Raw genomic sequence first — 23,155 nt, 5'->3', positions numbered from 1 at the left:
GACGCAGATGCAGGACTATATTGCCGTCGACTGGGGCTCCACGCAGCTGCGCGGCTGGCTGATACGCGACGGGGAGTGCGTTGAAACGAAACAGCTGCCGTTGGGGATTTCCCGGCTTAACGGGCAGGCGCCGGCGGATATATTCCGCCAGCATCTGGCGCCCTGGCGCGGCGATCGGGCGCTGCCGGTGGTGATGGCCGGGATGATCGGCAGCGACGCCGGCTGGTACCCGGTGCCGTATCTGGCCTGCCCCGCCGCCATCGACGCGCCGGGCCGCCAGCTGTTCAGCGTCGCTGAAAACGTGTGGATTGTGCCCGGTCTCAAGGTCGAACAGGCCGGGGACTACGGCGTGATGCGCGGTGAAGAGACCCAGCTGCTGGGCGCCGGGCAAATCGCCCCCGCCGATTGCTACATCATGCCGGGCACCCACAGTAAGTGGGTGCGGGTAGAGCGCGGAGTCGTACGCCATTTCTCCACCGCCATGACCGGCGAGCTGCATCACCTGCTGCTTAGCCAGTCGCTGATTGGCAGGCATCTTCCTGAACAGCGACCGGACGACGCCGCTTTTGAGCTGGGCCTGGAAAAAGGCATGACGTCGCCGCTGGCAGCCGAGCTGTTCGGCGCCCGCGCAGCACGGCTGCTGGGGGCGCTGGCGCCGGCTTCGGTCAGCGACTATCTCTCCGGGCTGCTGATTGGCGCGGAGGCTGCGGCCTTTTGCGATCGCTATCGTACCGCCGCCGTCACCCTGGTGGGGGACCCGGCGCTGACTGCCCGCTACCGACGCGCGATGTCGGCGCAAGGTCGGGTGGTGCAGAGCTGTGGCGGCGATGAGGCATTTTTGAGCGGTATGGCGAGGATAATAGATGAACGCAGTTAAGCTGATCGCGATTTTGCGCGGTATTGGCCCCGCAGAGGCGGCGGAACACGTTGAGACGCTGATTGGCGCCGGTTTTCGCTATATTGAAATCCCGCTAAATTCACCGGACTGGCGGCACAGTATTCCGCAGATGGTCAGCCGCTTTGCCGATCGGGCGGTGATTGGCGCAGGGACGGTACTTAACGTCGAACAGGTGGATTTTCTTGCCGCGTCGGGGGCGAAGCTGGTGGTGACGCCCAATACCCAGCCGGCGGTGATCCGCCGGGCGGTGGCGCAGGGGATGCTGGTCTGCGCCGGATGCGCCACCGCGACGGAGGCGTTTAACGCCCTGGAGGCCGGCGCGCAGTGGCTGAAAATCTTTCCCTCCTCCGCTTTTGGCCCGGACTACATTCGGGCTCTGAAGGCGGTGCTGCCCCCGGAGGTGCCGGTGCTGGCGGTGGGGGGCGTCACGCCGGATAACCTCGCCGTCTGGGTGCGGGCCGGATGCGCCGGCGCGGGGCTGGGGAGCGATCTGTACCGCGCCGGGCAGACGCCGACGCGCACCCGCGAACAGGCGGAGCGCTTTATTGCCGCCGGCCGGGAGCTAGTCGCCTAGCGGCTGGCGGTCGACGCCGCCGCGGTGGCTGTCGAGCGCCAGCTTGATGCGCCGCAGGCGGTCTTTCGCCTGCGGCTTGTTGGCCATCGCCAGTTCGGTGGCCAGCACATCGACCATCGCCAGCATGGCGTAACGCGAGGTGCTGGGTTTGAAAATATAGTCGTTTTCGCGCACCAGTAGCGGCAGCAGCAGATCCGCCTGCTCCGCCAGCGGCGTACCCGCCGGAGCGATGGCAATTACCTTCGCCCCGTACTGCCTGGCGATAGCCGCGCTTTCAATGATCTCTTTGGTATATCCCCCCAGCGACAGCACGATGACCACGTCCTTCGGCGTTACGGCCGAGCTCATCATGCGCACCAGCAGGCCGTCGTTCTGGCTGACGACCGGCAGGCCGAGGCGGAACAGGCGATACTGAATCTCCTGCGCGCAGATGGTCGAGCCGCCGCCCATGCCGAGCGCCAGTATTTGCCGGGCATCGCTAAGCCAGGAGACGGCGCGCTTCAGCGCGTTAATATCCAGCGCCCGGCGGTTGGTCTCCAGGACGCCAATAATTGACTCGTAGATCCCCTGTACGCCCTCCAGATCCGGGACATCCAGAATAAAGCGCTGCCCGACGGCCAGCGACTGCGCGAGCTTCATTTTCAGTTCGCGGACGTCTTTGCACCCCAGCGCCCGCGCAAAGCGGGTGACGGAGGCCTGGCTGGTGCTGGTCAGGCGGGCAATTTCGGCGATCGGCAGCTCGGCCGCTGCGGCGACATCGTCGAGAATAAACTGGGCTATCCGCTTTTCGGTAACGGTCAGCTCGAGGAAGCGATCGGTGATGCAGGAGATGATATCAATCGAGTAGGCCATACGGGTATCAGTCGCTAAATGTGTAATGATACTTTGTACCATATTCAGGGCAGAAAAAGCAGCGCCGAAGCGGCGATGTGGGCTACAGCGCGAGGCGCATGGCGCAGCGGGTCTCCGGCAGCAGGCCGTGGCTTGTTTCCCGCTCCCTTTTAGCCGCCAGCCCGGATGGCAGGCGCTGTTCATCGAGCATGCAGAATCCCAGGCGGGTGTAGAACGGGGCGTTCCACGGGACTTCGCGGAAGGTGGTGAGGGTCAGCGCCGGATAGCCCATGCTGCGCGCGGTGTCGGTAACCTGCGCCAGCATCATCCGGCCAATTCCGCGCCCTTGCCACTCCTGACGGACGGCGATTTCCACGATAAACAGCGCATCATCGAGCGGTTCGCTCAGCAGGAAGCCAACGGGCTCTCCGCCGCCGATGGCCAGCAGGCTGTGGTCCGTTTCGAGATACTGATAATGCTCCCGGGCGCTGATGACGGCGCTATCTGCCAGCCAGGCGAGAGCGGGGATCTGACGAAAAGCCTGCGCTGCCGAGCGCTCAACGGCGGGCAGACGAGGGATATCGCTCTCCTCGGTCAGGCGCAATGTCACTTCGGCAGTTATAGTGTTATTTTTCATCGCTTCAGCATAGCACCTTTGGGAGAAACATATGGAATTGACCGCCGTCCCCGCCACCTGCTTTAGCAGCGAACAGCTGACGACGATCCTCAGCGACTGCTTCGAAGATTATCTGGTGCCCGTTGCGCTGTCGGTAGAGGTGTTTGTGCATCGCTTCAGCTCTGAAGGGCTGAGCCTGCTGGATTCTTGCGTCTGGCTGGCGGGGGACACGCCGGCGGCAATCGCCATTATCACCCGTCGCGGCGATGCGGCCAGGCTGGCGGCGTTTGCCGTGCGGCCGGCCTGGCGGGGAAAAGGAACCGGCCGCTCGCTGATGGTATCGCTGATGGCCTCGCTACAGGCCCAGGGCGTGCGGCGGATGTGGCTGGAGGTGATTCGCGATAATCATGCCGCGGTTGCGCTGTATCAATCGCTGGGCTTTAGCGTTCGTCACGGGCTTTGCGGCTATCTGAGCTCGCGGACGGAGGGCGAGAGCGCGCCGGTGCTGGAGCAGTGCGATGTGCTGGCGCTGACGCGCAGGGCGGGGGCGGAAATCAACGGTCGGCTGCCGTGGCTGATGGACCCAATGACCTTCAATACGCTGCCGTGCCGCGCGTTGACGCTTAATCAGCAGGCGTTCGCGGTGTTGGCGACGCTCACCGCAAAGCCGCAGCTCCAGCTGCTGTGGGTCGAACCTGCCGCCCGCGGCCGCGGCCTGGCGCGCGAGCTGCTTATTGCCCTTGCCCGGCAGTTCCCCGGTCTTGGCACCTCGGTCACCGTTCCGGAGTCGTTTACGCCGCTGTTCAGCGCGGCGGGGTATGCGGCCCTGGCGCTGCAGCAGTATGAAATGAGCGTGGAGTTCCCTGCTGCGGCTTCTGCCGGGCGGTAAGATAGGGGATCAGGCGGTTTTGCGTCGCGCCGTCCGGCCCGCAGAGAGCCGGACGGGCGGGTTTAGCCTTCGCGTTTGACGATTTTTATATCCACCATGCCAATTCCCAGCTGGCGCGGCGCGTGGCCGAGAATATTGCCTTCGTTGGTGGACTGCGGGTCCGGCGGAACGATAATCAGCGTATCGCTGCGCGACGGGTTGTCGAAATGCAGCGTGGTGGTGGAGACGTCATTCGCCAGCGTCAGCGTCTGTTCGCTATCCCCAACGCGAACCGGGATCGGCTTATTGGCGTTGGGCCCGTAGGCTTTGGCGGTGATCACCAGATCGAATTTCTCCGGCAGCGGGTTCTTAAACTCGATTTTGACTTCGCTCCCCAGCTGCGCGTTGGACCAGCGGCCCCAGGATTCCGGCCGGGAGATGCCGCTAAACTGCCTGACCTCCTCCGGCGCGCCGGCGACGTTAAACACGAAGCTGTCGGCCTTGTAGCGAATATCGTTATCGACAATTTTCAGCGTGTCGACGTTGCCTTTGTAGCGCTCCATATCGATGAGGGTATCTTTAAACGCCGTTTTCCCCTGCCACAGGGCCTTATCTACGCGCTGGACGGTCTGCTCGCCGCCGAGCTGGCCCTGCGATACGCACCAGTCGGTGGAGAGCGCCAGCTCGCTGGACCACAGCTGGCCCATCTTGTAGCAGCGGTCGATCCAGACAAAGTTATCGCGCGGGGCAAAATCGGCCAGCTGGTAGCGCAGCGGCGCGGAGTATTCGCTCTCCGGCAGCGGCTCGACGCGTTTATCGGAGACCCGTAGCAGCAGCGGCAGACGGAAGTGGCTGCCGGAGAAGGAGACCATGCTTTTCTGCGCGTCCACGGTGAAGTTTTTCATCTCTTTCGGGAAGTTCCACAGGCGGATGACGTCAGGCTTCCAGGCCAGCACCTTATCTTTCATATTGAGGAAGATGCCGGAAAGCGACTGCCCGGAGAGGCTGCTGCGGCCGAGGCCGATGTAGTTATCGCCGCCGAGGATATCCAGCACCGTGGCGCCGTTGTCCATAGTATTACGCTTCACCGCCAGCGTATCCTGCTGCGGCTGGTCGCCGCGCAGCACAAAGAACAGGTTGCTGCGATCCTGCTTGTTCAGGTATTCCCAGGCGGTGTTTTTCATCGCCAGGTGATCGGAAGAGACCACGATCACCGTGTTTTTGAAATAGGGCGAGGCTTTGATCTTCTCGATAAGCGCCGCGATATGCTCCTGGCTGCAGCTTACCGCGCTAAAGGAGAGGTTCTTTTTACCGCCCATTTCATAGCTTTTTCGCTGGCAGGTGCGGGAAATAAAGCCGTCAGGATGGTGGGTATCCACCGTCAGCGCAAAGAGCGAGAAGCGTTTACCGGATTGCGAAAGCTGTTCGAATTTTTTCCAGGTTTCATCCAGCACGGTATCGTCGTAGAAGCCCCAGTCGTTGCGATAGGCGGGGTCGGCCACCGTGGTTTTCAGCTCTTCAGCGCCGTACAGATGATCGAAGCCGTGGGACTTCAGGAACACGTCTTTCCCGGCGAAACGCAGGTTGGCGCCCTGTACAAAATAGTTTTCGTAGCCGGAGTTTTTCAGAATGTCGCCGAGGCAGATATTCTGCGGGAAGAAGCTGGACACCGAGGCCGAGGCGTTGCCTTCAAACGGTGCAAACAGGGGAATACCGCACTGCGAGGCGACCATCCCGGCGATGGTGTAGTCGGTACCCGGCAGCTGCGCGGTGTTGCTGAAATCGAGGCCTTCGTTTTTCAGTTTGCCAAGCTCGGGCGCCAGATCGGGAAACGCGTCGTTATCAAAATAGGTGCGTTCAAGGCTTTCGCCGTAGATATAGACCAGGTTGAGCTGAGGGTTGGCGATGCTTTTCGACGGCTCTTTATAGTAGGCGACAAAATCTGGATCGCCGTCGCGGGACTGCGATTTCACCAGCTCGCTAATTTGGCGGAACGCCGGACTGGCGTCAACGGAGGCCAGCGCGAGAACCAGCGCCAGCAGGCTGTAGCCAAAGTGGTGTGGATGATGACGGCGTCGGCGCAGTATCCAGCCAAGGGCGCTGAAAACGCTCACCAGCGCCACGATAATTCCGGCGCCGGGCAGGATATATTTGCCGACGCCCGCGCCGGTCAGGCTGTTGGTCAGGGTATAAAGCACCGCGTCATTAATGCCGTCGCCGGTGAAATAATCGCTGGCGTAGAGGGTGATGTTCAGGACGACAAACAGGCCCAGTACCGTCAGCGTAGCGGCAAACCACCAGGTATTGCGACCGGCTTTCAAGGCATAAATCACCACCGAGGTGAGAAACAGGGCGATGGATAACAACTCTGACACAGCTTACCCTCATTAGCGCCAGCTGACCGCTGGCAAAATAGATCGGTTTCCACGATATACTGTAATGGCAGCGCCATATTGCTGCAATTGTAGAGTCATGAAACTGTGCTGTGGTTCAGAATTGGTTTATAAGTCGCCATTTTTGATCAACGTCTCATCCTTCCCGGCGGGGAAAAATGAGACCATCAATGTTAAAAAACGGCGTTGCGGCCGCGTTGTCCAGGCTAAGGCGCCAAACGCGGCATCTGGGGAGAGCCTCAGGAGAGGAATTTCGCGCCCTGCTTGAGGACCAGATCGCAGGCTTTGGTTTTCACTTTTTCCGCCAGCGGGCTGCTGCCGAGGGTGCTCAGGTTCAGCTGCTGGCCGTTATTGCTGTTCAGCAGGCCCTGTAAACCTTCAAGATAGCCGGTATCCTCTTTCTGTTTTTCCGCGGTGCCGAGGCCGAGTTTATCCAGAACCTGGTTTTTGATGTTTTCGGTATTGGTCACCGAGGAGAGCTTTTGTTTCGCGCAGTAGGACATAATGCCGGCGGCATTGTTCATGCTGCTGGAGGTTAGCGACTGGCTCCCTCCGTTCAGCAGGCCGGTCAGCGAGGAGAGCGACAGCGCGCCGCTTTGCTGCGAACCGCTTTGGCTGCTGAGCTCGCTGGCGGCGCTGGAGAGGGAGTCCTGCCAGGAGGCGGCCTGTGCGCCGGCTGCGAAAAAGGCGCCGGCAATCATCAGAGTGCGGAACAAGGATTGTGCAGATTTCATAAGTTTACTCATCGTGGTTACTGAAGTATTTCCGCAGTATAACCCCGCCTGAGTTCGGAAATGTCTTAATACTCTTTGCCGGTGACCCGGTGACGATAGCTATCCCAGTTGAAAATCACCCACAGGCTATTGCCGAGGCGCATACGATCCATCACGCGCTCGCCGAGCAGCTTGTTCATCTCGTCCATGTTGCTGTTGGTTAACATTCCGGTCGGGCGCTTTGATGAGGAGCGGCGATCGACGATCTGATTGATGATCACTTTTTCATAGCGGGATTCGGTTTGCATACCGATCTCATCGATCACCAGCAGATCGACCCTGCTGAGATCGTTCAGCAGCTGCTCTTCGCTGATTTCCCGGTTGCCGAAGGTGTCTTTCATTGCCGACATGATGTCGGCGACGGTAATGATCAGCACCGATTTACCGCGCAGCAGCAGCTCGTTACAAATGGCGGCCGCAAGGTGGTTTTTACCGGTGCCGGGCTTGCCGGAAAAGATAAAGCTGGCGATGTTGCCGTCGAACTCTTCAACGTACTGGCGCGCTCTGGACAGCGCGTTCATCTGGCCTTCGCACTCAACCCGGTAGTTCTCAAACGAGCAGTTCTGGTGCAGCGGGCGGATGCCGGAGCGGTTAAACGTCCGCTGCATTTTCATCGCCCGGTTCTCCCGCTCAAGGGCTTCAGAACGCAGCTTGCCCTGCTCTTTCTGCCATGCCAGCAGCTCTTCACCGGTTTTAAACGCCGGTTCGATATGAGCAGGCATCATTTTTTGCAGGCGCTTCATCAGCTCGCCAACGTTTTTCATGCTCATCCTCTGAACCCTCGTGGAATATGGTTATCCGGCTCGCTGACCGTATTCACATCACGACGCGGCTGGCCGCCGTTGCCGGCGCGACCGATTTGCACGCTACGCGCCAGCTTTTGCTGCCACTGCACGTGATGAAAGACTTTGCCTTCCGCCTGCCAGTAGGCAACGAATGCCGCCAGCTCTTCCGGCGTGACCGCCTGGCTCAGGGCGATACCCCACAGCGCCGCGAGGCGCTGAAAATCCGCGTCCGGCTGCCAGTCGGCGTACATGGCGAATTTTCCCATAGGGATCGCGGCTGGCGCGGCGGCCGGCTCGTCAAAGAACTGCGTATCAAGCGCGATGTCGCTGCCGGGGCGTGCCAGTTTACTCTCCAGCTCAAGCAGCTGGGCCAGACGTTCCGGCGTCAGCGCATAGAAGGCAGGAGTATTGTTGGCAAAAACGGCAACGGCACCGTTGGCCGATTTTGCGAGAATGGCCGCAGGATCCTGAATGAAATCATCCAGGCCGCTAAAATCGGTAGTTAAAATTCGCGAAGACATAACACTATCTCAACTCTGAACAACGATAGAGTGGGGGAATAGCACACATAGTAGCACAGCGCCCGGCCGGGATGGAGCGACTGACCGATCCCGGCGGCGCGGCTCGCTATACCCGCGGACGCTTGCGGTACAGCCACAGGCCAGGAATAGAAAGACCGATAGATAGCGCACCAACGATAGACGATGCCTTTAAAAAGTTGCTTAACAGCATAATCATCATCTCTTCAGAATAACCAAAATGACTGATTTTTACCGCCGAGATCATCGCCGTATAGGCGGAGATGCCCGGGAACATGGGGATCACTGCGGCAACGGTAAAGATCTTCGGGTGGGCCAGGTACCAGCGGGACCACTGAATGCCGATACTGCCAATCAGCAGGGCGGCAAGGAAGGTTGCCCACTCGATATTAAAGCCCGCCGTCATCATCACCATACGTGAACCGTGGCCAATGGCGCCCAGCAGCGCGCACCAGCGCAGCGCCCGCTGCGGGACGTTAAATACCATCGCGAACCCAACGGCAGGGATGGCCGCCAGCGCCATGTCCTGAGCCAGAGCAAACAGATACGTGATTATGCCCATCCGCGCAGCCCCCACATGGTCATCGCCATCACCACGCCAATGCAGGTGGCAAGGGTCAGCAGGCTGGCGAGCGCCCAGCGCGCAAGGCCGGTGTTAATATGTCCTTTGAACATATCCGCCACGGCGTTTATCAGCGGAAAACCGGGTACCAGCAGCAGCACGCTGGCGGCCATCGCGACGGTTGGCGTGCTGGCAAACGCCGGTAAACGTAGCATCAGCCCGGAGATGGTGGTGGCGACAAAGGCGGTAATGCAAAAGTTGATCTGCGGATGCATCGAGCGGTGAGTCAGCAGCTGGCGGATATACATTGCGATGGTGCTGGCGCAGAAGGTGACCAGCGCGCCGTCCCAGCCGCCGTTGTTTAATTTGCAAAAGCAGGCGCAGGAGAGCCCAACCATCAGCACCAGCAGCCAGCGCGGGTAGCGCAGCGGCTTAATCTGGGTAAAGCGCTTTTCCACATCTTTATAATCCAGCAGCTTATGCTCGGCAAGGATCACTATATGCTGCACTTCGGTCACCACATGCATATTAATTCCGCGATCGATATTCTTACGCGTGGAGGTCAGGCATTCGCCGTCTTTGATGGTGGTGAGGACAATCGCATTCGATGAAATGGCGCTTTCCACGCTGTCCATGCCTAACGCCCGCCCCAGGCGAGTAGAAAGCTCCTCAACCAGCGCGCTTTCCGCCCCGTGTTGCAGTAAGAAAAGACCACACTGAATGCACAATCGCGTAATTGTGCGCTGAACTGTCCGATCTGCTTGCATAAATACCTGCTGTCAGTAACGCCCGATGCCGTAGTGTCCGTCGCTACTTTAACCTGAACTCTCGATTTGCCTGAGGGGGTCGGGATCAAATAATGTGCAAAAAGCCGCCTCCGGGCCGGATGGATAAATTTTGAACCGCACCACACTTTTATAAAACTGTTGAAAAGTGCAGTTTTTGCCGCCGTTATTGCCTTCTTTTTCCCACCTGAGTTATCAAAAATGCACCTGAGAACTTTTAATAAACAAAAAACAAACAAATAATTAACCATTCGAGAGCGAGATAGCCCTATGAAAACTCAGGTCGCGATAATCGGTGCTGGTCCCTCAGGGCTGCTGCTGGGGCAGCTGTTGCATAATGCGGGGATTCGGACCGTTATCCTCGAACGACAGACGCCTGAATACGTCCTCGGGCGCATCCGGGCAGGTATTCTTGAAAGCGGCACCGTCGATCTGCTCCGTGAGGCGGGCGTGGCGCAGCGGATGGACGCAGAGGGGCTGGTGCATCACGGCGTTGAGTTTTTGTTTGAGGGGCAGCGCGTCCCGGTCGCCCTTACGGAGCTTAGCGGGGGGAAAAGCGTGATGGTGTACGGCCAGACCGAGGTGACCCGGGATTTAATGGTGGCCCGCGCCAGCTGCGGGGCGCCGATCGTTTACGGCGTCAGCGACGTGGTGATTCACGATGCAAAAAGCGATCGGCCGGCAATCACCTTCGTCAGCGGCGGGGAAACGCACCGCCTCAGCTGTGATTTCATCGCCGGCTGCGATGGCTTTCACGGCGTGTCGCGGCAAAGCATTCCGCGTGAGCTCCTTAAAGAGTATGAAAGCGTCTGGCCGTTTGGCTGGTTGGGGATGCTGGCCGATACGCCGCCGGTTAATCCCGAGCTGATTTATGCCCATCATGAACGCGGATTTGTTCTCTGTAGTCAGCGCTCACTAACTCGTAGCCGCTACTATTTACAGGTACCGCTTAGCGATAAGGTGGAGCAGTGGTCGGATGCGCGCTTCTGGGAAGAGCTGAAGAACCGCCTGCCGGATGAGCTATCTACAAAGTTAGTGACTGGTCACTCACTTGAGAAAAGCATCGCACCTCTGCGCAGCTACGTGGTGGAGCCGATGCAGTACGGAAGGCTTTTCCTGGTCGGGGACGCGGCGCATATCGTGCCGCCAACCGGGGCGAAAGGGCTGAACCTGGCCGCCTCTGACGTGAACTATTTATGGCGGATCCTGCGCGAATATTATCACCATAATCGCGCCGACCTGCTGGCGAGCTACTCGCGTTTCGCGCTGGATCGGGTGTGGAAAGGCGAACGATTCAGCTGGTTTATGACCCGCCTGCTGCATGATTTCCCGCAGCAGAGCGAGTTTGATAAAAAAATGCAGGCGGCCGATCGCCGCTATTATCTTGGCTCACGTGCCGGGCTGACCACCATTGCGGAAAACTATGTCGGTCTGCCAATGGAGCGCGTGGCGTAGCGTTGAAAACGGCAGGAGTCGTCATGCAGGCAGCGAATAGCGTTCCCGTGTTTAAGCTATATGGGGAAGAACGAGACTGGCCGACGCCGGATCTCCTGCACTGCGAGTCGATTTTGCAGCGCAGCAGCCTGTACGAGTGGCATATCCGCATGCATCAGCACGCCGAGCTGGTGCAGCTGCTGTATCTCCATAAGGGAAGAGCTGAGATCGAGATTGAGGGCGTGACGACCGTGATGACGGAAGCCTGCATCCAGGTGGTACCGGCGCTGTGCGTTCACGGATTTCGCTTTTCACCGGGCACTCAAGGGTACGTGCTCTCGCTGGCGCTACCGCTGCTCAGCCGTTTTGAAAACCAGTTTGGTCGCCAGCTCGATGTGCTCAGCCAGCCGCAGTGCGTGCCGGTCAGGCGCTCCCGAGGCCATGTTCGGGCGCTGTTTACGGCGTTGCGCGAGGAGTACTGCGAAGAGCTTGATGCGCGCGAAATGATGCTCCATTCGCTGCTTGGCGCGCTGCTGGTATGGCTGAACCGACGCTGTCTTCCGGCACCGGTAACGGCAGACAGAGCGGAAAGGAAGCGCAGCGCTATGCGTCACTTTTCTCGTCTTATTGAGAGCCACTATCGCGAACATATCCCGCTGGCGGAGTACGCCAGGCGGGTGGGTATTTCGGCTACGCACCTTAACTATTTGTGTCGTGAATTCCACGGCCGCAGCGCGTTAGGGGTTTTGCACCACCGGCTGATGCTTGAAGCGCGGCGGAATCTGCAGTATACCCGGATGACGGTAGCCCAACTGTCTGATTATTTGGGTTTTTCCGATTCCACCTACTTCTCCCGATTTTTCCGGCGCTATAGCGGCGTGTCGCCAAAGGCATTCAGGAACAGCATCAAATGAGATACCGTTATTCTGTCCCGCAATAAATTATTTTTCCTAAATTTCATTTTAAATTTTTCTAACTTATTGAGCGTTATTGCCTGTGTTAGCGTTCATGGTTGGCAAGGTCAGGCTAAATTCCTCGCCAGACCAATAAAGATTTATCTGGCACAGTAATATAGCTACCGCCAAATTATTCATCTTTATTATTAAAGGCGCGAGTCTTCGATGGGAAGCGGAGGGTTTATGTTACCGGGACAGGGTAAATACGGCATTATTATCAGTAAAATACCGGTTATGCAGCATGGACTGAAGGCGATAGCCGAGGAGCATCTCCCCGAATATGCCTTCTGCGTCTGCGGCTCTCTGGAGGAGCTGACTCTGCTTCAGCTGCGGCAGGCGGTGCTGGTGGTCGCTGATTTATCAGACGAAATCCATCAGCCCCGTGAGGTGTGTGAGGACTATCACTCGTTGATGATCCAATATAGAGACATTCATTGGGTCTATATGATTGGCCATTCCTGCGATCTCCAGACTATGGAGATATTAGTCTGTGCGGAAAGCACGCTCATTTCCAGCCATGAGTCGCTAAAACACCTGGTTGAGGTTATCCACGCGGACGCTACGGCGCGGGAGAGAATAAGCCAGACGCTATTATCCTCCGCGTTAGGGAATAGCGAAGAGAATCAGCCAACGGCGATTTTTCTGACGCTATCTGAACGTAAAGTTTTACGTTTGCTGGCGAAAGGCTGGGGAATTAACCAAATTGCCGCGCTGTTGAAAAAGAGTAATAAAACAATTAGCGCGCAGAAAAATAGCGCTATGCGTCGCCTCTCTTTGCGCAGCAATGCGGAAATGTACGCCTGGATTAATAGCGCTCAGGGAATGAAGGAGCTGAATATCTACGCCGCTTTTGGAGAACAAAAGCAATGGAAAAAAACAACTCACCTCGATATGTCGCTGTCGTAGAAAAATGCATGCTGACCGAGCTGGCGCTGCGTCATATATTAACCAGCGCGGGAGCGGGTAATTATATTGTGCGGTTTTTTAAAGATACCCAAGCGCTGCGCCGGATGCTGCAGTCTAAAAAAGTGATTGCCGTTATTTTTTCACTTTTTAGCAATCGCCTCTTTCGCATGGAAAGCCTGCTTTTTCTTCATGAAATCGCCTGTTCCAGTCCTGAGATACGGCGCATCGTTTTAGCGAATAATAGCGCTGAAGCGTGTTTGGTCAGCCAGCTGACGCCGTCCAACCTGCACGGCGTGCTGAATAAATCGATCTGCCGCGTACGGTTGCAGGAACAGCTCATTCAGCTGGTTAACCAGACGCTGCAGGCGGACGAGGCGCCGCTCAACCCAAATTCTGGCCTCGGCAGCCAAATTCTGAGCCCAACGGAACAGCATATTCTTCGCTATATGACCTACGGCTATTCGTTACCAGAAATAGCCGCTCAGCTGGATCGTAATATCAAAACCATCCGCGCCCATAAATTCAACGCCATGACTAAACTCGGCGTCAGTTCAGATATCGGCCTGCTGAGCGCGGCCGATATCCTGATGCATTTATCGGCCCTCGACGAAGATGCGGCGGAGGAGTGCCTTGAGTAACCCTGCTGCAAGTTTTTACAGGCAAACGTCAACCCAGGTTGCATCGGTGAGCTGGGCCATCCGGTCAGGAGAAATGCGAACCGCGCTGTGGATGGCGCCGGCCGCAGGCAGGACTTCCTGATACTGCTTCAGTGAAATATCGCAATAGACCGTCAGCGGGTTTTCCAGGCCGAAAGGGCATACGCCGCCAACGGGATGCCCGGTTAGCGTGACGACCTCATCGCTGCTTAGCATACGGGCCTTCGCCCCAAACGCTTCCTTCAGCTTTTTATTATCCAGACGCACATCGCCACGAGAGACGACGAGTATCACCCGGTCTTTTACCTTTAACGACAGGGTTCTGGCGATTTGTCCCGGTTCAACGTGATGCGCCGCGGCGGCGAGAGCCACGGTTGCGGTGCTTTGAGCGAGCTCGATGATTTCGATATCGGGGGCGTGTTCGGCAAAAAACTGCCGTACGGACTGCAGACTCATTAGGATCTCCTGATTAATGCCCGTTTTAATCTGGCATAAGCCTGGCGGAGTGTAAATATTGCCGGCTGATAATCGAGAATTTTTCCAATTTCTGGATCTTCTTCACAATCACCGCAACCGGTTACTGTAACCGGTTGCGGTTACGGTCGCTCAGATGAATACTGAATGGGTAACTTCCCTGCGTCACTTATAACAAAGAGCCGTGTATGAATCGTGCTGACTTGAGCAGTATAGCTGGGCGAATGGCTGATGTGGTTTTTCGCTCACAGAACATGTTTCATCACAACGGCAAGATAATCGTTGTTGGGCCTGTTTCTATAGCCTGTCAGGAGGGCTGCTATGTCTGCTAACCATGCTGCGTTTAATCTGATATTCCGCTTTGTAGAAAATTATATTAGCCCTGTCGCCGGGCGAATCTCGTCGCAGCGCCACGTTATGGCTATTCGTGACGGCTTTATCTCGGCCATGCCGTTTATGATCGTCGGTTCATTTCTTCTGGTTTTTGCCTACCCGCCGTTTTCCCCGGATACCACCTGGGGGTTCGCGCGTACCTGGCTGGATTTAGCAAAAGAGTTTGAAGGGCGAATTCTGACGCCGTTCGATATGACGATGGGCATCATGTCTATCTATATCTGTGCCGCGATTTCTTATAACCTCGGCAAGCATTACGTAAAATCCCACCAGCTCGATCCCTTTATGTGCAGCATGCTGTCAATTATGGCTTTTCTGCTGGTGGCGGCCCCGAAAACTAGCGGGACTTTACCGGTGGATAGCCTGGGCGGGACGGGGATCTTCACCGCGATCCTGGTCGCGATCTATTGCGTTGAGATGATGCGCTTTCTGAAGGCGCATAACATCGGGATCCGCCTGCCGGATCAGGTTCCACCGATGATTAAAAACTCGTTTGACCTGCTGATCCCGGTGCTGGTGGTGGTGCTGACGCTCTATCCGCTCAGCCTGTTCATTCAGCATCAGTTTGACATGCTTATTCCGCAGGCCATTATGTCCGTCTTTAAACCGTTGGTTTCCGCCGCTGATTCATTGCCGGCAATTTTACTGGCGGTACTGATTGGCCATCTGCTGTGGTTCGCAGGGATCCACGGGGCGGCAATCGTCTCCGGTATGCTGCAGATGTTCTGGCTGACCAACCTGGGCATGAACCAGCAGGCTCTGGCACAGGGCGCACCGTTACCGCACATCTTTATGGAGGCGTTCTGGACGTTCTTCATTGTGATAGGCGGGTCTGGCGCCACGATGGGGCTGGTTATCTGCTACCTGCGCAGCCGCTCAGCCCACCTGCGGTCTATTGGCCGTCTGAGCGTGGTACCGAGCCTGTTTAACATTAACGAACCGGTCATTTTCGGCACGCCAATCGTTATGAACCCGGTATTCTTTATTCCGTTCCTGCTGTCACCGATGGTTAACGCCGTGCTCGCCTGGGCGGCAATGAAGCTGGATCTGATTGGCCGGGTTATCTCAGTGGTACCCTGGACGGCTCCGGCGCCAATTGGTGCCGCATGGGCGCTGGGCTGGGATTTCCGGGCGGCGATCCTGGTGATTCTTCTGGCCTGCGTTTCAGCCATCATCTATTTCCCGTTCTTTAAGGTATACGAGAAACAGCTGTTAGAGCAGGAGGCGGAAGAGGCCCAGCGCGTGGCTGAAGAGAGCCAGCAAACGGCATAAAAGCAGGCGGGCGGCGTTAGGGCCGCCCGCGTGAAAAAGCGGATTATTTTAACGTGCAGTCTCCGCACTGCTGGACATCCGGCAGGCGGTAGCGCTGGCAGCAGGTACGCCGCACCAGCGCTCCTTCACGTACAACGACCGTACGCCACAGCGGGTTATCCCGGCCATCGGCAAACTGCTTTTCAAAGAAACAGTGCTGGCGCAGAGCCGCCGCCCGTTCCTCTCCCAGCAGCGTCTTCATCTCACCCAGATACCAGTTAATCAAATAGCCGGTATTGCTCCAGATAAGCTTCGCGTTGATATCGCCGGTCGCTTCCAGCGCCTGAATCACCGGCTGCAGGGCATCATTGACCAGCGTTTCGATCCGCGACTGCGGCGACTGCCCACTGCTGGCGGCGGCAGAGTGGACGTCGATCCAAAAGCAGGCCGCGCGGCCGGTTTCATGGAACTCTACGCGGAAATGTTCCGGCGCCAGGCTGATGGTTTGCTCTTCGCTTAACAGGGCCAGCATCAGAGGCGGTACAAGCAGGCCGATATACCATTGTGCCCACAGCGAGAGCAGCGGTTTTTGCTCGCGCGGCAGCGTTGGCTGATTGCGGTAGATATGATCGGAGTAGGTAGCCAGCAGGGAGCTCAGCGTAACCGGCGAGGACCACTCGGCAAGCGTCAGCGCGCAGGACGGGGCTTCTTCATCCAGACGAAGAAAATCCAGCAGATGCGGACGCAAGGCGGTGATTTTTTCCCGTATTGCATCCGCCAGCGCATGCTTAGCCGGCTGAAACGGGGCCTGCCAGATAACGTCATTGCTGAATGGGATTGAACGGTAAGCCATCAGAGCGCCAGATACAAATCTAAATGATAATGATTTCTGATACTAGTTGCTTGCGTAAAGGATGGCAAGATTTTTGTCCGCGCAGCGCTTCCCTGGCGGCGCGGCGATGGGATTAGCTGGCGAGAATAATATTACGGCCGAGGTTTTTCGCTTCGTAGAGCGCGCTGTCGGCTCGTTTCAGGGCTCCGTCGATATCGGCATCGATCAGCGGCGTCATCCCGATGCTGATCGTGACGTTGGTGGCGACGCTTTCATTAAACATATGGGCGATTTTCAAATCGTAGACCCGCTGGCGGATACGTTCTGCTGCCTGTTGAGCGGTCTCCGCCGTGCTGTTGGTCAGCAGCACCATAAACTCCTCTCCGCCAAAACGGGCCACAATATCGCGTGAGCGAACGGCGTTGCGGATCGCGGCGGAAACCTGAATCAGCGCCTGGTCACCCATCATATGCCCGTAGTGATCGTTGTAGGCTTTGAAGTGATCGATATCCAGCAGCAGCACATGATGGCCATTACTATCCAAAGCCAGCAGGGTATCCAGCCGGTTTTGCAATCCGCGGCGATTGTACAGCCCGGTAAGAGGGTCGAGCATACTCAGGTCATTGAGCGTATTTCGCTCCTTCAACAGCTTATCCATCAGGCCTTGGGTAAAGGTATCGCTGCGTTTCTGAATCAGGTTTTGTATCGTGATGCCCACAATGGGAAGCACAAAGCAGTAGAGCATACGCAGCCACTGCTCGCCTTCAGCAAGGATCAGGCAGGCAGCAAAAGTGGGGAAGGAGTGCAGGGTAAAGGCAATGATATTATTGGAAAAAGCGATCGCGCCAATAAATAGCACGCTTAACAGGGCGATCACCAGAAAGTTAAAATGCGGTGGCGGCATCATTAATGATTTTTCGCAAACGTGCCACGCCCATAGAAGGCCAAATATCAGAGAAATAAAGGAAATATTTATTATGCGATGCGAGAATCTCCAGTGCCATAGCAATAAAACGGTGCTACCGGCGAAGATCAGGGCGCAGGGCAGGGTAAAGCTCACGATAGCAAAGAGTGGGCTAACCAGGGATAAGAATGCTGAAATCAAATTAAGGACTAAAAAAAGCCGTAAGGAATACTGATATTTTTTTTCGTAATGAGCTCGCCAGGATTGTGCAGTCATATGGGGGATATCATTATTAGTCGTTAAATTTCAAAATGATGGCTGCCAAAAATGAACAATAAAAAGCAATGCGCAATATAAGGTTTTTGCGAAATAATCAAATGTTTTAATATATAAGCGTTTCGCGCTTAATTTATCACCTTCATGAATGTATGTCATTACCGCAAACGTAAAGAATAAAGTTACCGCTATGGTTAACATGACAAATGATAAAAGCTATCATATGATATTGGTTATCATTATCGTTATGAGAGGTGAAAACATGTTGCAGCGGACTTTAGGCAGCGGGTGGGGCGTACTGCTTCCTGGCGCAGTCATTGCTGCTCTTGGATTTGCTGATTTGTCGCTGGATGCCTGGCGCGGGTTGGTGACCCTGGGGCTGCTGATGTCTGCGGTGATGATCTGGCACCGACAGCTGCGTCATTTCGTTTTACTACCGTCATGCGTGGCATTGGTCAGCGGGATTATGCTGATGACTTTGAATTTAAGGCTGATAGGGTGATTCAGGGAGGAGTTAAGAATATTGGTGCGAGGGGGGGGACTTGAACCCCCACGTCCGTAAGGACACTAACACCTGAAGCTAGCGCGTCTACCAATTCCGCCACCTTCGCACAGTATTCTTAATTTTGATATCGCCTCGTTGGTGCGAGGGGGGGGACTTGAACCCCCACGTCCGTAAGAACACTAACACCTGAAGCTAGCGCGTCTACCAATTCCGCCACCTTCGCACAGTGCGAGCGATATCTGCGTGGTTTATGGTGCGAGGGGGGGGACTTGAACCCCCACGTCCGTAAGGACACTAACACCTGAAGCTAGCGCGTCTACCAATTCCGCCACCTTCGCATACCATCGACACTATGAAAGTATCGTTACCACGGAGGCGCATTCTAGTGGTTTTCAGCTATTCGTCAATAGTTAATTGTCCGGGCTGAATTGATTGTTGCAAAAATGCGCGCCGGGCAGCGGTAAAACGCCGGCGACGCGCGGTTTCGTCGCCGGACGGTAGCGAGGAGCTATTTCTTCGCCTGACGGGTCATCACGGTGCGGTAGACCTTAAAGCGACCGGTCTGAGCGAGGACTTCGTGGAAGCCGAAGACTTCGTCAAGCACGTCCGGATAGGGCAGGAAGGCGTTAGCGACAATGCGCAGCTCGCCGCCGCTGCCGAGGTGACGTACCGCCCCGCGAATCAGAGTTTGCGCCGCTTCCTGGCTGGTCTGCAGGCCGTCATGGAACGGCGGGTTGGAAATGATCATGTCAAACCGGCCGTTAACTTCGGAGAAGACGTTGCTGGCGAACACTTCACCTTCGATGCCGTTGGCGGCGAGGGTTGCGCGGCTGGCTTCTACCGCCGGGGCGCTGACGTCACAGAGGGTTAAGCGCACCTTCGGCGAGTGGCTTGCCAGTACGGTCGCCAGCACGCCCGCGCCGCAGCCGACGTCGAGCACTTTGCCCTTGGTATGCGGCGTCAGCGTTGAGAGCAGCAGCTGGCTACCGACGTCAAGCCCATCGCGGCTGAATACGCCAGGCAGGGTTTTAATCGTCAGATTTTCCAGCGGATATTCGCCCCAGTACTGCTCTGGATCGAAGGTTGGCTGTTTTTCCAGACGGCCGTGATACAGCCCACAGCGGCGGGCGCTGTCGACTTTGTTCAGCGGCGCGTAGTCGGCCAGCATCTGCTCGGCGCTGCGTACGCCGCTGCGGTTTTCACCGACCACGAAAATATCGATACCGGTCGGCAGCAGCGAAAGCAGGTTCATCAGCTGGAACTGGGCTTCCGGCTTGTTCTTTGGCCAGTAGTAAATCAGCGTATCGCAATCGGCGACGTCGCTGGCCTGCGCCACCAGGCCAAAGCTGGCATTATCGCCCATCTGGCGGCTCAGCACCTGCCAGTGGTGAAACTGCTGGGTGTGGACGCGGCTGGATGCGGTCTCCAGGCGTGCGGGCAGGTCATCCTGCAGGTCACCGGCAAACAGAACGCGGGCGGACTCGAAATCATCACTGTGGCGCAGCAAGACTTCACTTGCCGGGGTAAAAGCAGACATGAAACACTCCTTCATTAAGACTGGCGCCGATTATACACGTTATCCTTAGCGCTGCCTCTTTGTTGGCTTCCCCTGCGCGCATCGCCGTATTCTGCCGTCGACGGGGGCGGAGTTTGTTGGCGCAAATACGACGGATTTGCTATATTGCGCGCTTGATTAACAGGAGTGTTTCGCTATGACATCCCGACGAGACTGGCAATTACAGCAGCTGGGCATTACCCAGTGGTCGCTACGTCGCCCCGGGGCGTTGCAGGGCGAAATCGCTATCTCACTGGCCGGGCATATTCGTCTGGTGATGGTGGCGGAGAATCTGCCGCCGCTCAGCGAACCGCTAATCGGCGATGTTCTACGCGCGCTGGCGCTGACGCCGGATCAGGTGCTGCAGCTGACCCCAGACCGCGTGGCCATGCTGCCGCCGAACAGCCGCTGTAACAGCTGGCGGTTAGGCACAGACGCACCGTTGCTGCTGGCGGGCGCACAGGTAACTTCGCCCGCTTTCGATGAACTCCAGACCAGCGCGCCTGCCCGTATGGCGCTCTGGCAACAAATCTGCGCACATGAACACGATTTCTACCCTCAACGCGGCTGATTTGCCCCGAGCCTGGCAAATAGAAACTCTCGCCCACGCTTTTCCGTGGAGTGAGCAAACCTTCGCCAGCAATCAGGGCGAACGCTACCTGAATCTCCAGCTGGCGGTCGATGGTAAAATGGCGGCCTTTGCCATTACGCAAATTGTGCTGGACGAGGCGACCCTGTTTAACATCGCCGTCGATCCGGCTTTCCAGCGGCGCGGCCTCGGGCGAGAGCTGCTGGAGCGGGTTATTGACGAGGTCGAACAACGCGGCGTCGTCACGCTGTGGCTGGAGGTTCGCGCGTCTAACGCTGCGGCCATTGCGCTGTATGAAAGCTTAGGCTTTAACGAGGCGACCATCCGCCGCAACTACTACCCTACGGCCGACGGTCGTGAGGATGCAATCATTATGGCTCTACCGCTAAGCATGTAAGACAAGGTGATACGATGAAGTGGGACTGGATTTTCTTTGATGCCGATGAAACGCTGTTTACGTTTGACTCCTTCACCGGTTTACAGCGGATGTTCCTCGACTATAGCGTGACGTTTACCGCTGAAGATTTTCAGGACTATCAGGCCGTGAATAAACCGCTGTGGGTGGATTATCAAAACGGCGCTATCACCTCGCTTCAGCTGCAGCACCAGCGTTTTGATAGCTGGGCCAGCCGCCTGAGCGTGCCGCCGGGCGAGCTTAACGATGCGTTCATGAACGCGATGGCCGAGATTTGTTCGCCGCTTCCTGGTGCGGTATCGCTGCTGAATGCGCTGCAGGGCAAGGTGAAGATGGGGATTATTACCAACGGCTTCACTTCGCTGCAGCAGATCCGTCTGGAACGAACCGGTTTGCGCGATCACTTTGATTTATTGATTATTTCTGAAGAAGTGGGCGTCGCAAAACCGGATGCGCGGATCTTTGATTACGCGCTGGCGCAGGCGGGCGTTGCGGATCGTTCCCGCGTGCTGATGGTGGGGGACACCGCGGAGTCTGATATCCGCGGCGGCGTCAACGCCGGCCTTGCGACCTGCTGGCTCAACGCCCATCAGCGCGAGCTGCCTGCGGATCTCCGGCCGGACTGGACGGTAACCTCGTTAAGCGAACTGGAGCAGCTCCTGTGTAAACACTGATTGCCTCCCCCCCGTTGATGGGTAAAATAGCCGCAATTTTTCGTATTTAACATGCGTGGCCGGTTGCCGCGTTTACTAAGAAGATTCAATTATGACGTTGTCTCCTTATCTGCAAGAGGTGGCGAAGCGCCGCACTTTTGCCATTATTTCTCACCCGGATGCCGGTAAAACTACCATCACCGAAAAGGTGCTGCTGTTCGGACAGGCGATTCAAACCGCCGGTACCGTTAAGGGCCGCGGCTCCAACCAGCACGCCAAATCGGACTGGATGGAGATGGAAAAGCAGCGTGGTATCTCTATTACCACGTCGGTGATGCAGTTCCCGTATCACGGTAGCCTGGTTAACCTGCTGGATACCCCGGGCCACGAAGACTTCTCTGAAGATACCTATCGTACGCTGACGGCGGTGGACTGCTGCCTGATGGTTATCGATGCGGCCAAAGGCGTCGAAGATCGTACCCGTAAGCTGATGGAAGTTACCCGTCTGCGCGACACGCCGATCCTGACGTTTATGAACAAGCTCGACCGCGATATTCGCGATCCGATGGAGCTGCTGGACGAAGTTGAAAACGAGCTGCGCATCGCCTGCGCGCCGATCACCTGGCCGATTGGCTGCGGGAAGCTGTTTAAGGGCGTGTATCATCTCTATAAAGATGAGACGTATCTCTATCAGACCGGTAAGGGCCACACCATTCAGGAAGTCCGCATTATTAAGGGCCTGAATAACCCGGATCTCGACAGCGCGGTCGGTGAAGACCTCGCGCAGCAGCTGCGCGATGAGCTGGAGCTGGTGCAGGGCGCTTCTAACGAATTCGATAAAGATCTGTTCCTGGCAGGGGAAATTACCCCGGTCTTCTTCGGAACGGCTTTAGGTAACTTCGGCGTCGATCATATGCTGGATGGTCTGGTGGAGTGGGCGCCAGCGCCGATGCCGCGTAAGACCGATACGCGCGAAGTTCGAGCGGAAGAAGAGAAGTTCACCGGCTTTGTGTTTAAAATTCAGGCCAACATGGACCCGAAACACCGCGACCGCGTCGCCTTTATGCGCGTGGTTTCCGGACAGTACGAAAAGGGCATGAAGCTGCGTCAGGTGCGGATTGGCAAAGACGTGGTGATTTCCGACGCGCTAACCTTTATGGCGGGCGACCGTTCACACGTTGAAGAAGCCTATCCCGGCGATATTATCGGATTACATAACCACGGTACCATTCAGATTGGCGATACCTTTACCCAGGGAGAGATGATGAAGTTCACCGGCATTCCGAACTTCGCGCCGGAGCTGTTCCGTCGTATCCGCCTGAAGGATCCGCTGAAGCAGAAACAGCTGCTTAAAGGGCTGGTTCAGCTCTCTGAAGAGGGCGCGGTACAGGTCTTCCGTCCGATCGCCAATAACGATCTGATCGTTGGGGCCGTTGGGGTGCTGCAGTTTGACGTGGTGGTTGCGCGCCTGAAGAGCGAATATAACGTGGAAGCGATTTACGAATCGGTAAACGTGGCGACCGCCCGCTGGGTCGAGTCGACCGACGTGAAGAAATTCGAAGAGTTTAAGCGTAAAAACGAAATTCAGCTGGCCCTCGACGGTGGTGATAATTTGACCTATATCGCCCCGACGATGGTAAACCTCAACCTGACTCAGGAGCGTTATCCTGAGGTCATGTTCCGTAAAACACGCGAGCACTAATTCCTTCTGGAGCGCGGCTTTAGCCGCGCT

The 23,155-nt window shown here is 56.8% G+C and carries 25 protein-coding genes and 3 tRNA genes; 13 read left to right on the top strand and 15 right to left on the bottom strand.

Going from position 1 to position 23,155, the window contains the following annotated elements; all coding sequences use genetic code 11:
- Positions 1-7 precede the first annotated feature (7 nt).
- Positions 8-877 (top strand): 2-dehydro-3-deoxygalactonokinase, encoded by an 870-nt coding sequence (locus tag QFI97_RS01570; protein WP_346430441.1) that lies wholly within the window; start codon positions 8-10, stop codon positions 875-877.
- A complete protein-coding gene (locus QFI97_RS01565) occupies positions 864-1,472 on the top strand; it encodes a 2-dehydro-3-deoxy-6-phosphogalactonate aldolase (protein ID WP_095103979.1) in 609 nt (202 codons plus the stop codon). The genes QFI97_RS01570 and QFI97_RS01565 overlap by 14 nt, the downstream gene beginning before the upstream one ends.
- On the opposite strand, the gene QFI97_RS01560 is transcribed toward QFI97_RS01565, so the two are convergent.
- Positions 1,461-2,324 carry a MurR/RpiR family transcriptional regulator gene (locus QFI97_RS01560; RefSeq protein ID WP_045860118.1) on the bottom strand — a complete coding sequence of 288 codons (864 nt, stop codon included), beginning with the start codon at positions 2,322-2,324 and terminating at the stop codon, positions 1,461-1,463. The genes QFI97_RS01565 and QFI97_RS01560 overlap by 12 nt on opposite strands.
- A gap of 82 nt (positions 2,325-2,406) precedes the next feature.
- A complete protein-coding gene (locus QFI97_RS01555) occupies positions 2,407-2,940 on the bottom strand; it encodes a GNAT family N-acetyltransferase (RefSeq protein WP_095103977.1) in 534 nt (177 codons plus the stop codon).
- Between the two features lie 31 nt (positions 2,941-2,971).
- On the opposite strand from QFI97_RS01555, the gene QFI97_RS01550 reads away from it, so the two are divergent.
- The gene (locus tag QFI97_RS01550) at positions 2,972-3,808 is read left to right on the top strand and encodes a GNAT family N-acetyltransferase (protein WP_346430440.1); all 837 of its coding nucleotides are present in this window, start codon (positions 2,972-2,974) and stop codon (positions 3,806-3,808) included.
- A 62-nt stretch (positions 3,809-3,870) separates the two neighbouring features.
- Here QFI97_RS01550 and opgB read toward each other — a convergent pair whose 3' ends face one another.
- The 6 genes from opgB to QFI97_RS01520 all read right to left on the bottom strand — a co-directional run bounded on the left by opgB (position 3,871) and on the right by QFI97_RS01520 (position 9,606).
- Positions 3,871-6,162 carry a phosphatidylglycerol--membrane-oligosaccharide glycerophosphotransferase gene (gene opgB, locus QFI97_RS01545; RefSeq protein WP_346430439.1) on the bottom strand — a complete coding sequence of 764 codons (2,292 nt, stop codon included), beginning with the start codon at positions 6,160-6,162 and terminating at the stop codon, positions 3,871-3,873.
- Between the two features lie 257 nt (positions 6,163-6,419).
- Entirely contained in the window at positions 6,420-6,914 is a 495-nt protein-coding gene (locus QFI97_RS01540) for a YjjA family protein (protein ID WP_346430438.1), read from the bottom strand.
- Positions 6,915-6,979: 65 nt separating this feature from the next.
- Positions 6,980-7,717 (bottom strand): replicative helicase loader DnaC, encoded by a 738-nt coding sequence (dnaC, locus tag QFI97_RS01535; RefSeq protein ID WP_095103971.1) that lies wholly within the window; start codon positions 7,715-7,717, stop codon positions 6,980-6,982.
- 2 nt (positions 7,718-7,719) lie between these two features.
- Positions 7,720-8,259, bottom strand: coding sequence for a primosomal protein DnaT (dnaT, locus tag QFI97_RS01530; protein WP_346430437.1), 540 nt, complete (start codon positions 8,257-8,259; stop codon positions 7,720-7,722).
- A 106-nt stretch (positions 8,260-8,365) separates the two neighbouring features.
- Positions 8,366-8,839, bottom strand: a complete 474-nt coding sequence (locus tag QFI97_RS01525; protein ID WP_095103967.1) for a threonine/serine exporter — start codon at positions 8,837-8,839, stop codon at positions 8,366-8,368.
- On the bottom strand, positions 8,830-9,606 hold the full coding sequence (locus QFI97_RS01520) for a threonine/serine exporter family protein (protein ID WP_095103965.1): 777 nt from the start codon (positions 9,604-9,606) through the stop codon (positions 8,830-8,832). Before QFI97_RS01520 ends, QFI97_RS01525 begins: the two co-directional genes overlap by 10 nt.
- Before the next feature lie 288 nt (positions 9,607-9,894).
- Between QFI97_RS01520 and pobA the strand changes: the two genes are divergently transcribed.
- The 4 genes from pobA (at position 9,895) to bglJ (ending at position 13,558) form a co-directional block, all read left to right on the top strand.
- Positions 9,895-11,079, top strand: coding sequence for a 4-hydroxybenzoate 3-monooxygenase (gene pobA, locus QFI97_RS01515; RefSeq protein WP_346430436.1), 1,185 nt, complete (start codon positions 9,895-9,897; stop codon positions 11,077-11,079).
- Positions 11,080-11,102: 23 nt separating this feature from the next.
- Entirely contained in the window at positions 11,103-11,972 is an 870-nt protein-coding gene (locus tag QFI97_RS01510) for a helix-turn-helix domain-containing protein (RefSeq protein ID WP_095103961.1), read from the top strand.
- A 225-nt stretch (positions 11,973-12,197) separates the two neighbouring features.
- Complete coding sequence (locus tag QFI97_RS01505; RefSeq protein ID WP_095104117.1) at positions 12,198-12,920, top strand: helix-turn-helix domain-containing protein; 723 nt, start codon at positions 12,198-12,200, stop codon at positions 12,918-12,920.
- Complete coding sequence (gene bglJ, locus QFI97_RS01500; protein ID WP_346430435.1) at positions 12,881-13,558, top strand: DNA-binding transcriptional activator BglJ; 678 nt, start codon at positions 12,881-12,883, stop codon at positions 13,556-13,558. The genes QFI97_RS01505 and bglJ overlap by 40 nt, the downstream gene beginning before the upstream one ends.
- A 15-nt stretch (positions 13,559-13,573) precedes the next feature.
- On the opposite strand, the gene QFI97_RS01495 is transcribed toward bglJ, so the two are convergent.
- Positions 13,574-14,032 (bottom strand): YbaK/EbsC family protein, encoded by a 459-nt coding sequence (locus QFI97_RS01495; protein ID WP_095103957.1) that lies wholly within the window; start codon positions 14,030-14,032, stop codon positions 13,574-13,576.
- 339 nt (positions 14,033-14,371) lie between these two features.
- Between QFI97_RS01495 and QFI97_RS01490 the strand changes: the two genes are divergently transcribed.
- A complete protein-coding gene (locus QFI97_RS01490) occupies positions 14,372-15,715 on the top strand; it encodes a PTS sugar transporter subunit IIC (RefSeq protein ID WP_045860100.1) in 1,344 nt (447 codons plus the stop codon).
- A gap of 43 nt (positions 15,716-15,758) precedes the next feature.
- Here QFI97_RS01490 and fhuF read toward each other — a convergent pair whose 3' ends face one another.
- Positions 15,759-16,547: a siderophore-iron reductase FhuF gene (gene fhuF, locus QFI97_RS01485; RefSeq protein ID WP_095103955.1), complete on the bottom strand. Its 789-nt coding sequence runs from the start codon at positions 16,545-16,547 to the stop codon at positions 15,759-15,761.
- Positions 16,548-16,659: 112 nt separating this feature from the next.
- Positions 16,660-17,706 (bottom strand): GGDEF domain-containing protein, encoded by a 1,047-nt coding sequence (locus QFI97_RS01480; RefSeq protein WP_095103953.1) that lies wholly within the window; start codon positions 17,704-17,706, stop codon positions 16,660-16,662.
- 262 nt (positions 17,707-17,968) lie between these two features.
- Here QFI97_RS01480 and QFI97_RS01475 point away from each other — a divergent pair, with 262 nt between their 5' ends.
- On the top strand, positions 17,969-18,208 hold the full coding sequence (locus QFI97_RS01475; RefSeq protein WP_095104115.1) for a DUF1435 domain-containing protein: 240 nt from the start codon (positions 17,969-17,971) through the stop codon (positions 18,206-18,208).
- 22 nt (positions 18,209-18,230) lie between these two features.
- Here the strand turns inward: QFI97_RS01475 and QFI97_RS01470 are convergent.
- From QFI97_RS01470 to rsmC, 4 genes are all read right to left on the bottom strand, one after another.
- A tRNA-Leu gene (locus QFI97_RS01470) sits at positions 18,231-18,317 on the bottom strand.
- A 30-nt stretch (positions 18,318-18,347) separates the two neighbouring features.
- Positions 18,348-18,434 (bottom strand) — tRNA-Leu (locus tag QFI97_RS01465).
- Positions 18,435-18,462: 28 nt separating this feature from the next.
- Positions 18,463-18,549: transfer RNA gene (locus tag QFI97_RS01460), tRNA-Leu, on the bottom strand.
- Positions 18,550-18,719: 170 nt separating this feature from the next.
- Positions 18,720-19,748 (bottom strand): 16S rRNA (guanine(1207)-N(2))-methyltransferase RsmC, encoded by a 1,029-nt coding sequence (rsmC, locus tag QFI97_RS01455; RefSeq protein WP_095103951.1) that lies wholly within the window; start codon positions 19,746-19,748, stop codon positions 18,720-18,722.
- Between the two features lie 175 nt (positions 19,749-19,923).
- Between rsmC and QFI97_RS01450 the strand changes: the two genes are divergently transcribed.
- From QFI97_RS01450 to prfC, 4 genes are all read left to right on the top strand, one after another.
- The gene (locus QFI97_RS01450; RefSeq protein ID WP_095103949.1) at positions 19,924-20,337 is read left to right on the top strand and encodes a DNA polymerase III subunit psi; all 414 of its coding nucleotides are present in this window, start codon (positions 19,924-19,926) and stop codon (positions 20,335-20,337) included.
- On the top strand, positions 20,306-20,752 hold the full coding sequence (gene rimI, locus QFI97_RS01445) for a ribosomal protein S18-alanine N-acetyltransferase (protein ID WP_095103947.1): 447 nt from the start codon (positions 20,306-20,308) through the stop codon (positions 20,750-20,752). Before QFI97_RS01450 ends, rimI begins: the two co-directional genes overlap by 32 nt.
- Before the next feature lie 14 nt (positions 20,753-20,766).
- Entirely contained in the window at positions 20,767-21,444 is a 678-nt protein-coding gene (gene yjjG, locus QFI97_RS01440) for a pyrimidine 5'-nucleotidase (RefSeq protein WP_095103945.1), read from the top strand.
- A gap of 91 nt (positions 21,445-21,535) precedes the next feature.
- On the top strand, positions 21,536-23,125 hold the full coding sequence (gene prfC / locus QFI97_RS01435) for a peptide chain release factor 3 (RefSeq protein WP_095103943.1): 1,590 nt from the start codon (positions 21,536-21,538) through the stop codon (positions 23,123-23,125).
- Positions 23,126-23,155 lie beyond the last annotated feature (30 nt).

It is taken from the genome of Klebsiella scottii (assembly GCF_036561945.1).
Classification (GTDB): Bacteria; Pseudomonadota; Gammaproteobacteria; order Enterobacterales; family Enterobacteriaceae; genus Klebsiella; species Klebsiella scottii.
Note: the sequence above shows the minus strand (reverse complement) of the source record. Positions and strands in the feature narration are given on the sequence as shown.

Coding starts and splice junctions, on each gene's coding strand:
- QFI97_RS01480 (WP_095103953.1), bottom strand. CDS start 17,706: ATGACTGCACAATCCTGGCGAGCTCATTACGAAAAAAAATATCAGTAT.
- QFI97_RS01475 (WP_095104115.1), top strand. CDS start 17,969: ATGTTGCAGCGGACTTTAGGCAGCGGGTGGGGCGTACTGCTTCCTGGC.
- prfC (WP_095103943.1), top strand. CDS start 21,536: ATGACGTTGTCTCCTTATCTGCAAGAGGTGGCGAAGCGCCGCACTTTT.
- bglJ (WP_346430435.1), top strand. CDS start 12,881: ATGGAAAAAAACAACTCACCTCGATATGTCGCTGTCGTAGAAAAATGC.
- QFI97_RS01495 (WP_095103957.1), bottom strand. CDS start 14,032: ATGAGTCTGCAGTCCGTACGGCAGTTTTTTGCCGAACACGCCCCCGAT.
- dnaT (WP_346430437.1), bottom strand. CDS start 8,259: ATGTCTTCGCGAATTTTAACTACCGATTTTAGCGGCCTGGATGATTTC.
- rsmC (WP_095103951.1), bottom strand. CDS start 19,748: ATGTCTGCTTTTACCCCGGCAAGTGAAGTCTTGCTGCGCCACAGTGAT.
- QFI97_RS01525 (WP_095103967.1), bottom strand. CDS start 8,839: ATGGGCATAATCACGTATCTGTTTGCTCTGGCTCAGGACATGGCGCTG.
- QFI97_RS01570 (WP_346430441.1), top strand. CDS start 8: ATGCAGGACTATATTGCCGTCGACTGGGGCTCCACGCAGCTGCGCGGC.
- dnaC (WP_095103971.1), bottom strand. CDS start 7,717: ATGAAAAACGTTGGCGAGCTGATGAAGCGCCTGCAAAAAATGATGCCT.
- QFI97_RS01510 (WP_095103961.1), top strand. CDS start 11,103: ATGCAGGCAGCGAATAGCGTTCCCGTGTTTAAGCTATATGGGGAAGAA.
- QFI97_RS01505 (WP_095104117.1), top strand. CDS start 12,198: ATGTTACCGGGACAGGGTAAATACGGCATTATTATCAGTAAAATACCG.
- QFI97_RS01560 (WP_045860118.1), bottom strand. CDS start 2,324: ATGGCCTACTCGATTGATATCATCTCCTGCATCACCGATCGCTTCCTC.
- QFI97_RS01490 (WP_045860100.1), top strand. CDS start 14,372: ATGTCTGCTAACCATGCTGCGTTTAATCTGATATTCCGCTTTGTAGAA.
- yjjG (WP_095103945.1), top strand. CDS start 20,767: ATGAAGTGGGACTGGATTTTCTTTGATGCCGATGAAACGCTGTTTACG.
- QFI97_RS01550 (WP_346430440.1), top strand. CDS start 2,972: ATGGAATTGACCGCCGTCCCCGCCACCTGCTTTAGCAGCGAACAGCTG.
- fhuF (WP_095103955.1), bottom strand. CDS start 16,547: ATGGCTTACCGTTCAATCCCATTCAGCAATGACGTTATCTGGCAGGCC.
- QFI97_RS01555 (WP_095103977.1), bottom strand. CDS start 2,940: ATGAAAAATAACACTATAACTGCCGAAGTGACATTGCGCCTGACCGAG.
- pobA (WP_346430436.1), top strand. CDS start 9,895: ATGAAAACTCAGGTCGCGATAATCGGTGCTGGTCCCTCAGGGCTGCTG.
- QFI97_RS01520 (WP_095103965.1), bottom strand. CDS start 9,606: ATGCAAGCAGATCGGACAGTTCAGCGCACAATTACGCGATTGTGCATT.
- QFI97_RS01540 (WP_346430438.1), bottom strand. CDS start 6,914: ATGAAATCTGCACAATCCTTGTTCCGCACTCTGATGATTGCCGGCGCC.
- QFI97_RS01565 (WP_095103979.1), top strand. CDS start 864: ATGAACGCAGTTAAGCTGATCGCGATTTTGCGCGGTATTGGCCCCGCA.
- rimI (WP_095103947.1), top strand. CDS start 20,306: ATGAACACGATTTCTACCCTCAACGCGGCTGATTTGCCCCGAGCCTGG.
- QFI97_RS01450 (WP_095103949.1), top strand. CDS start 19,924: ATGACATCCCGACGAGACTGGCAATTACAGCAGCTGGGCATTACCCAG.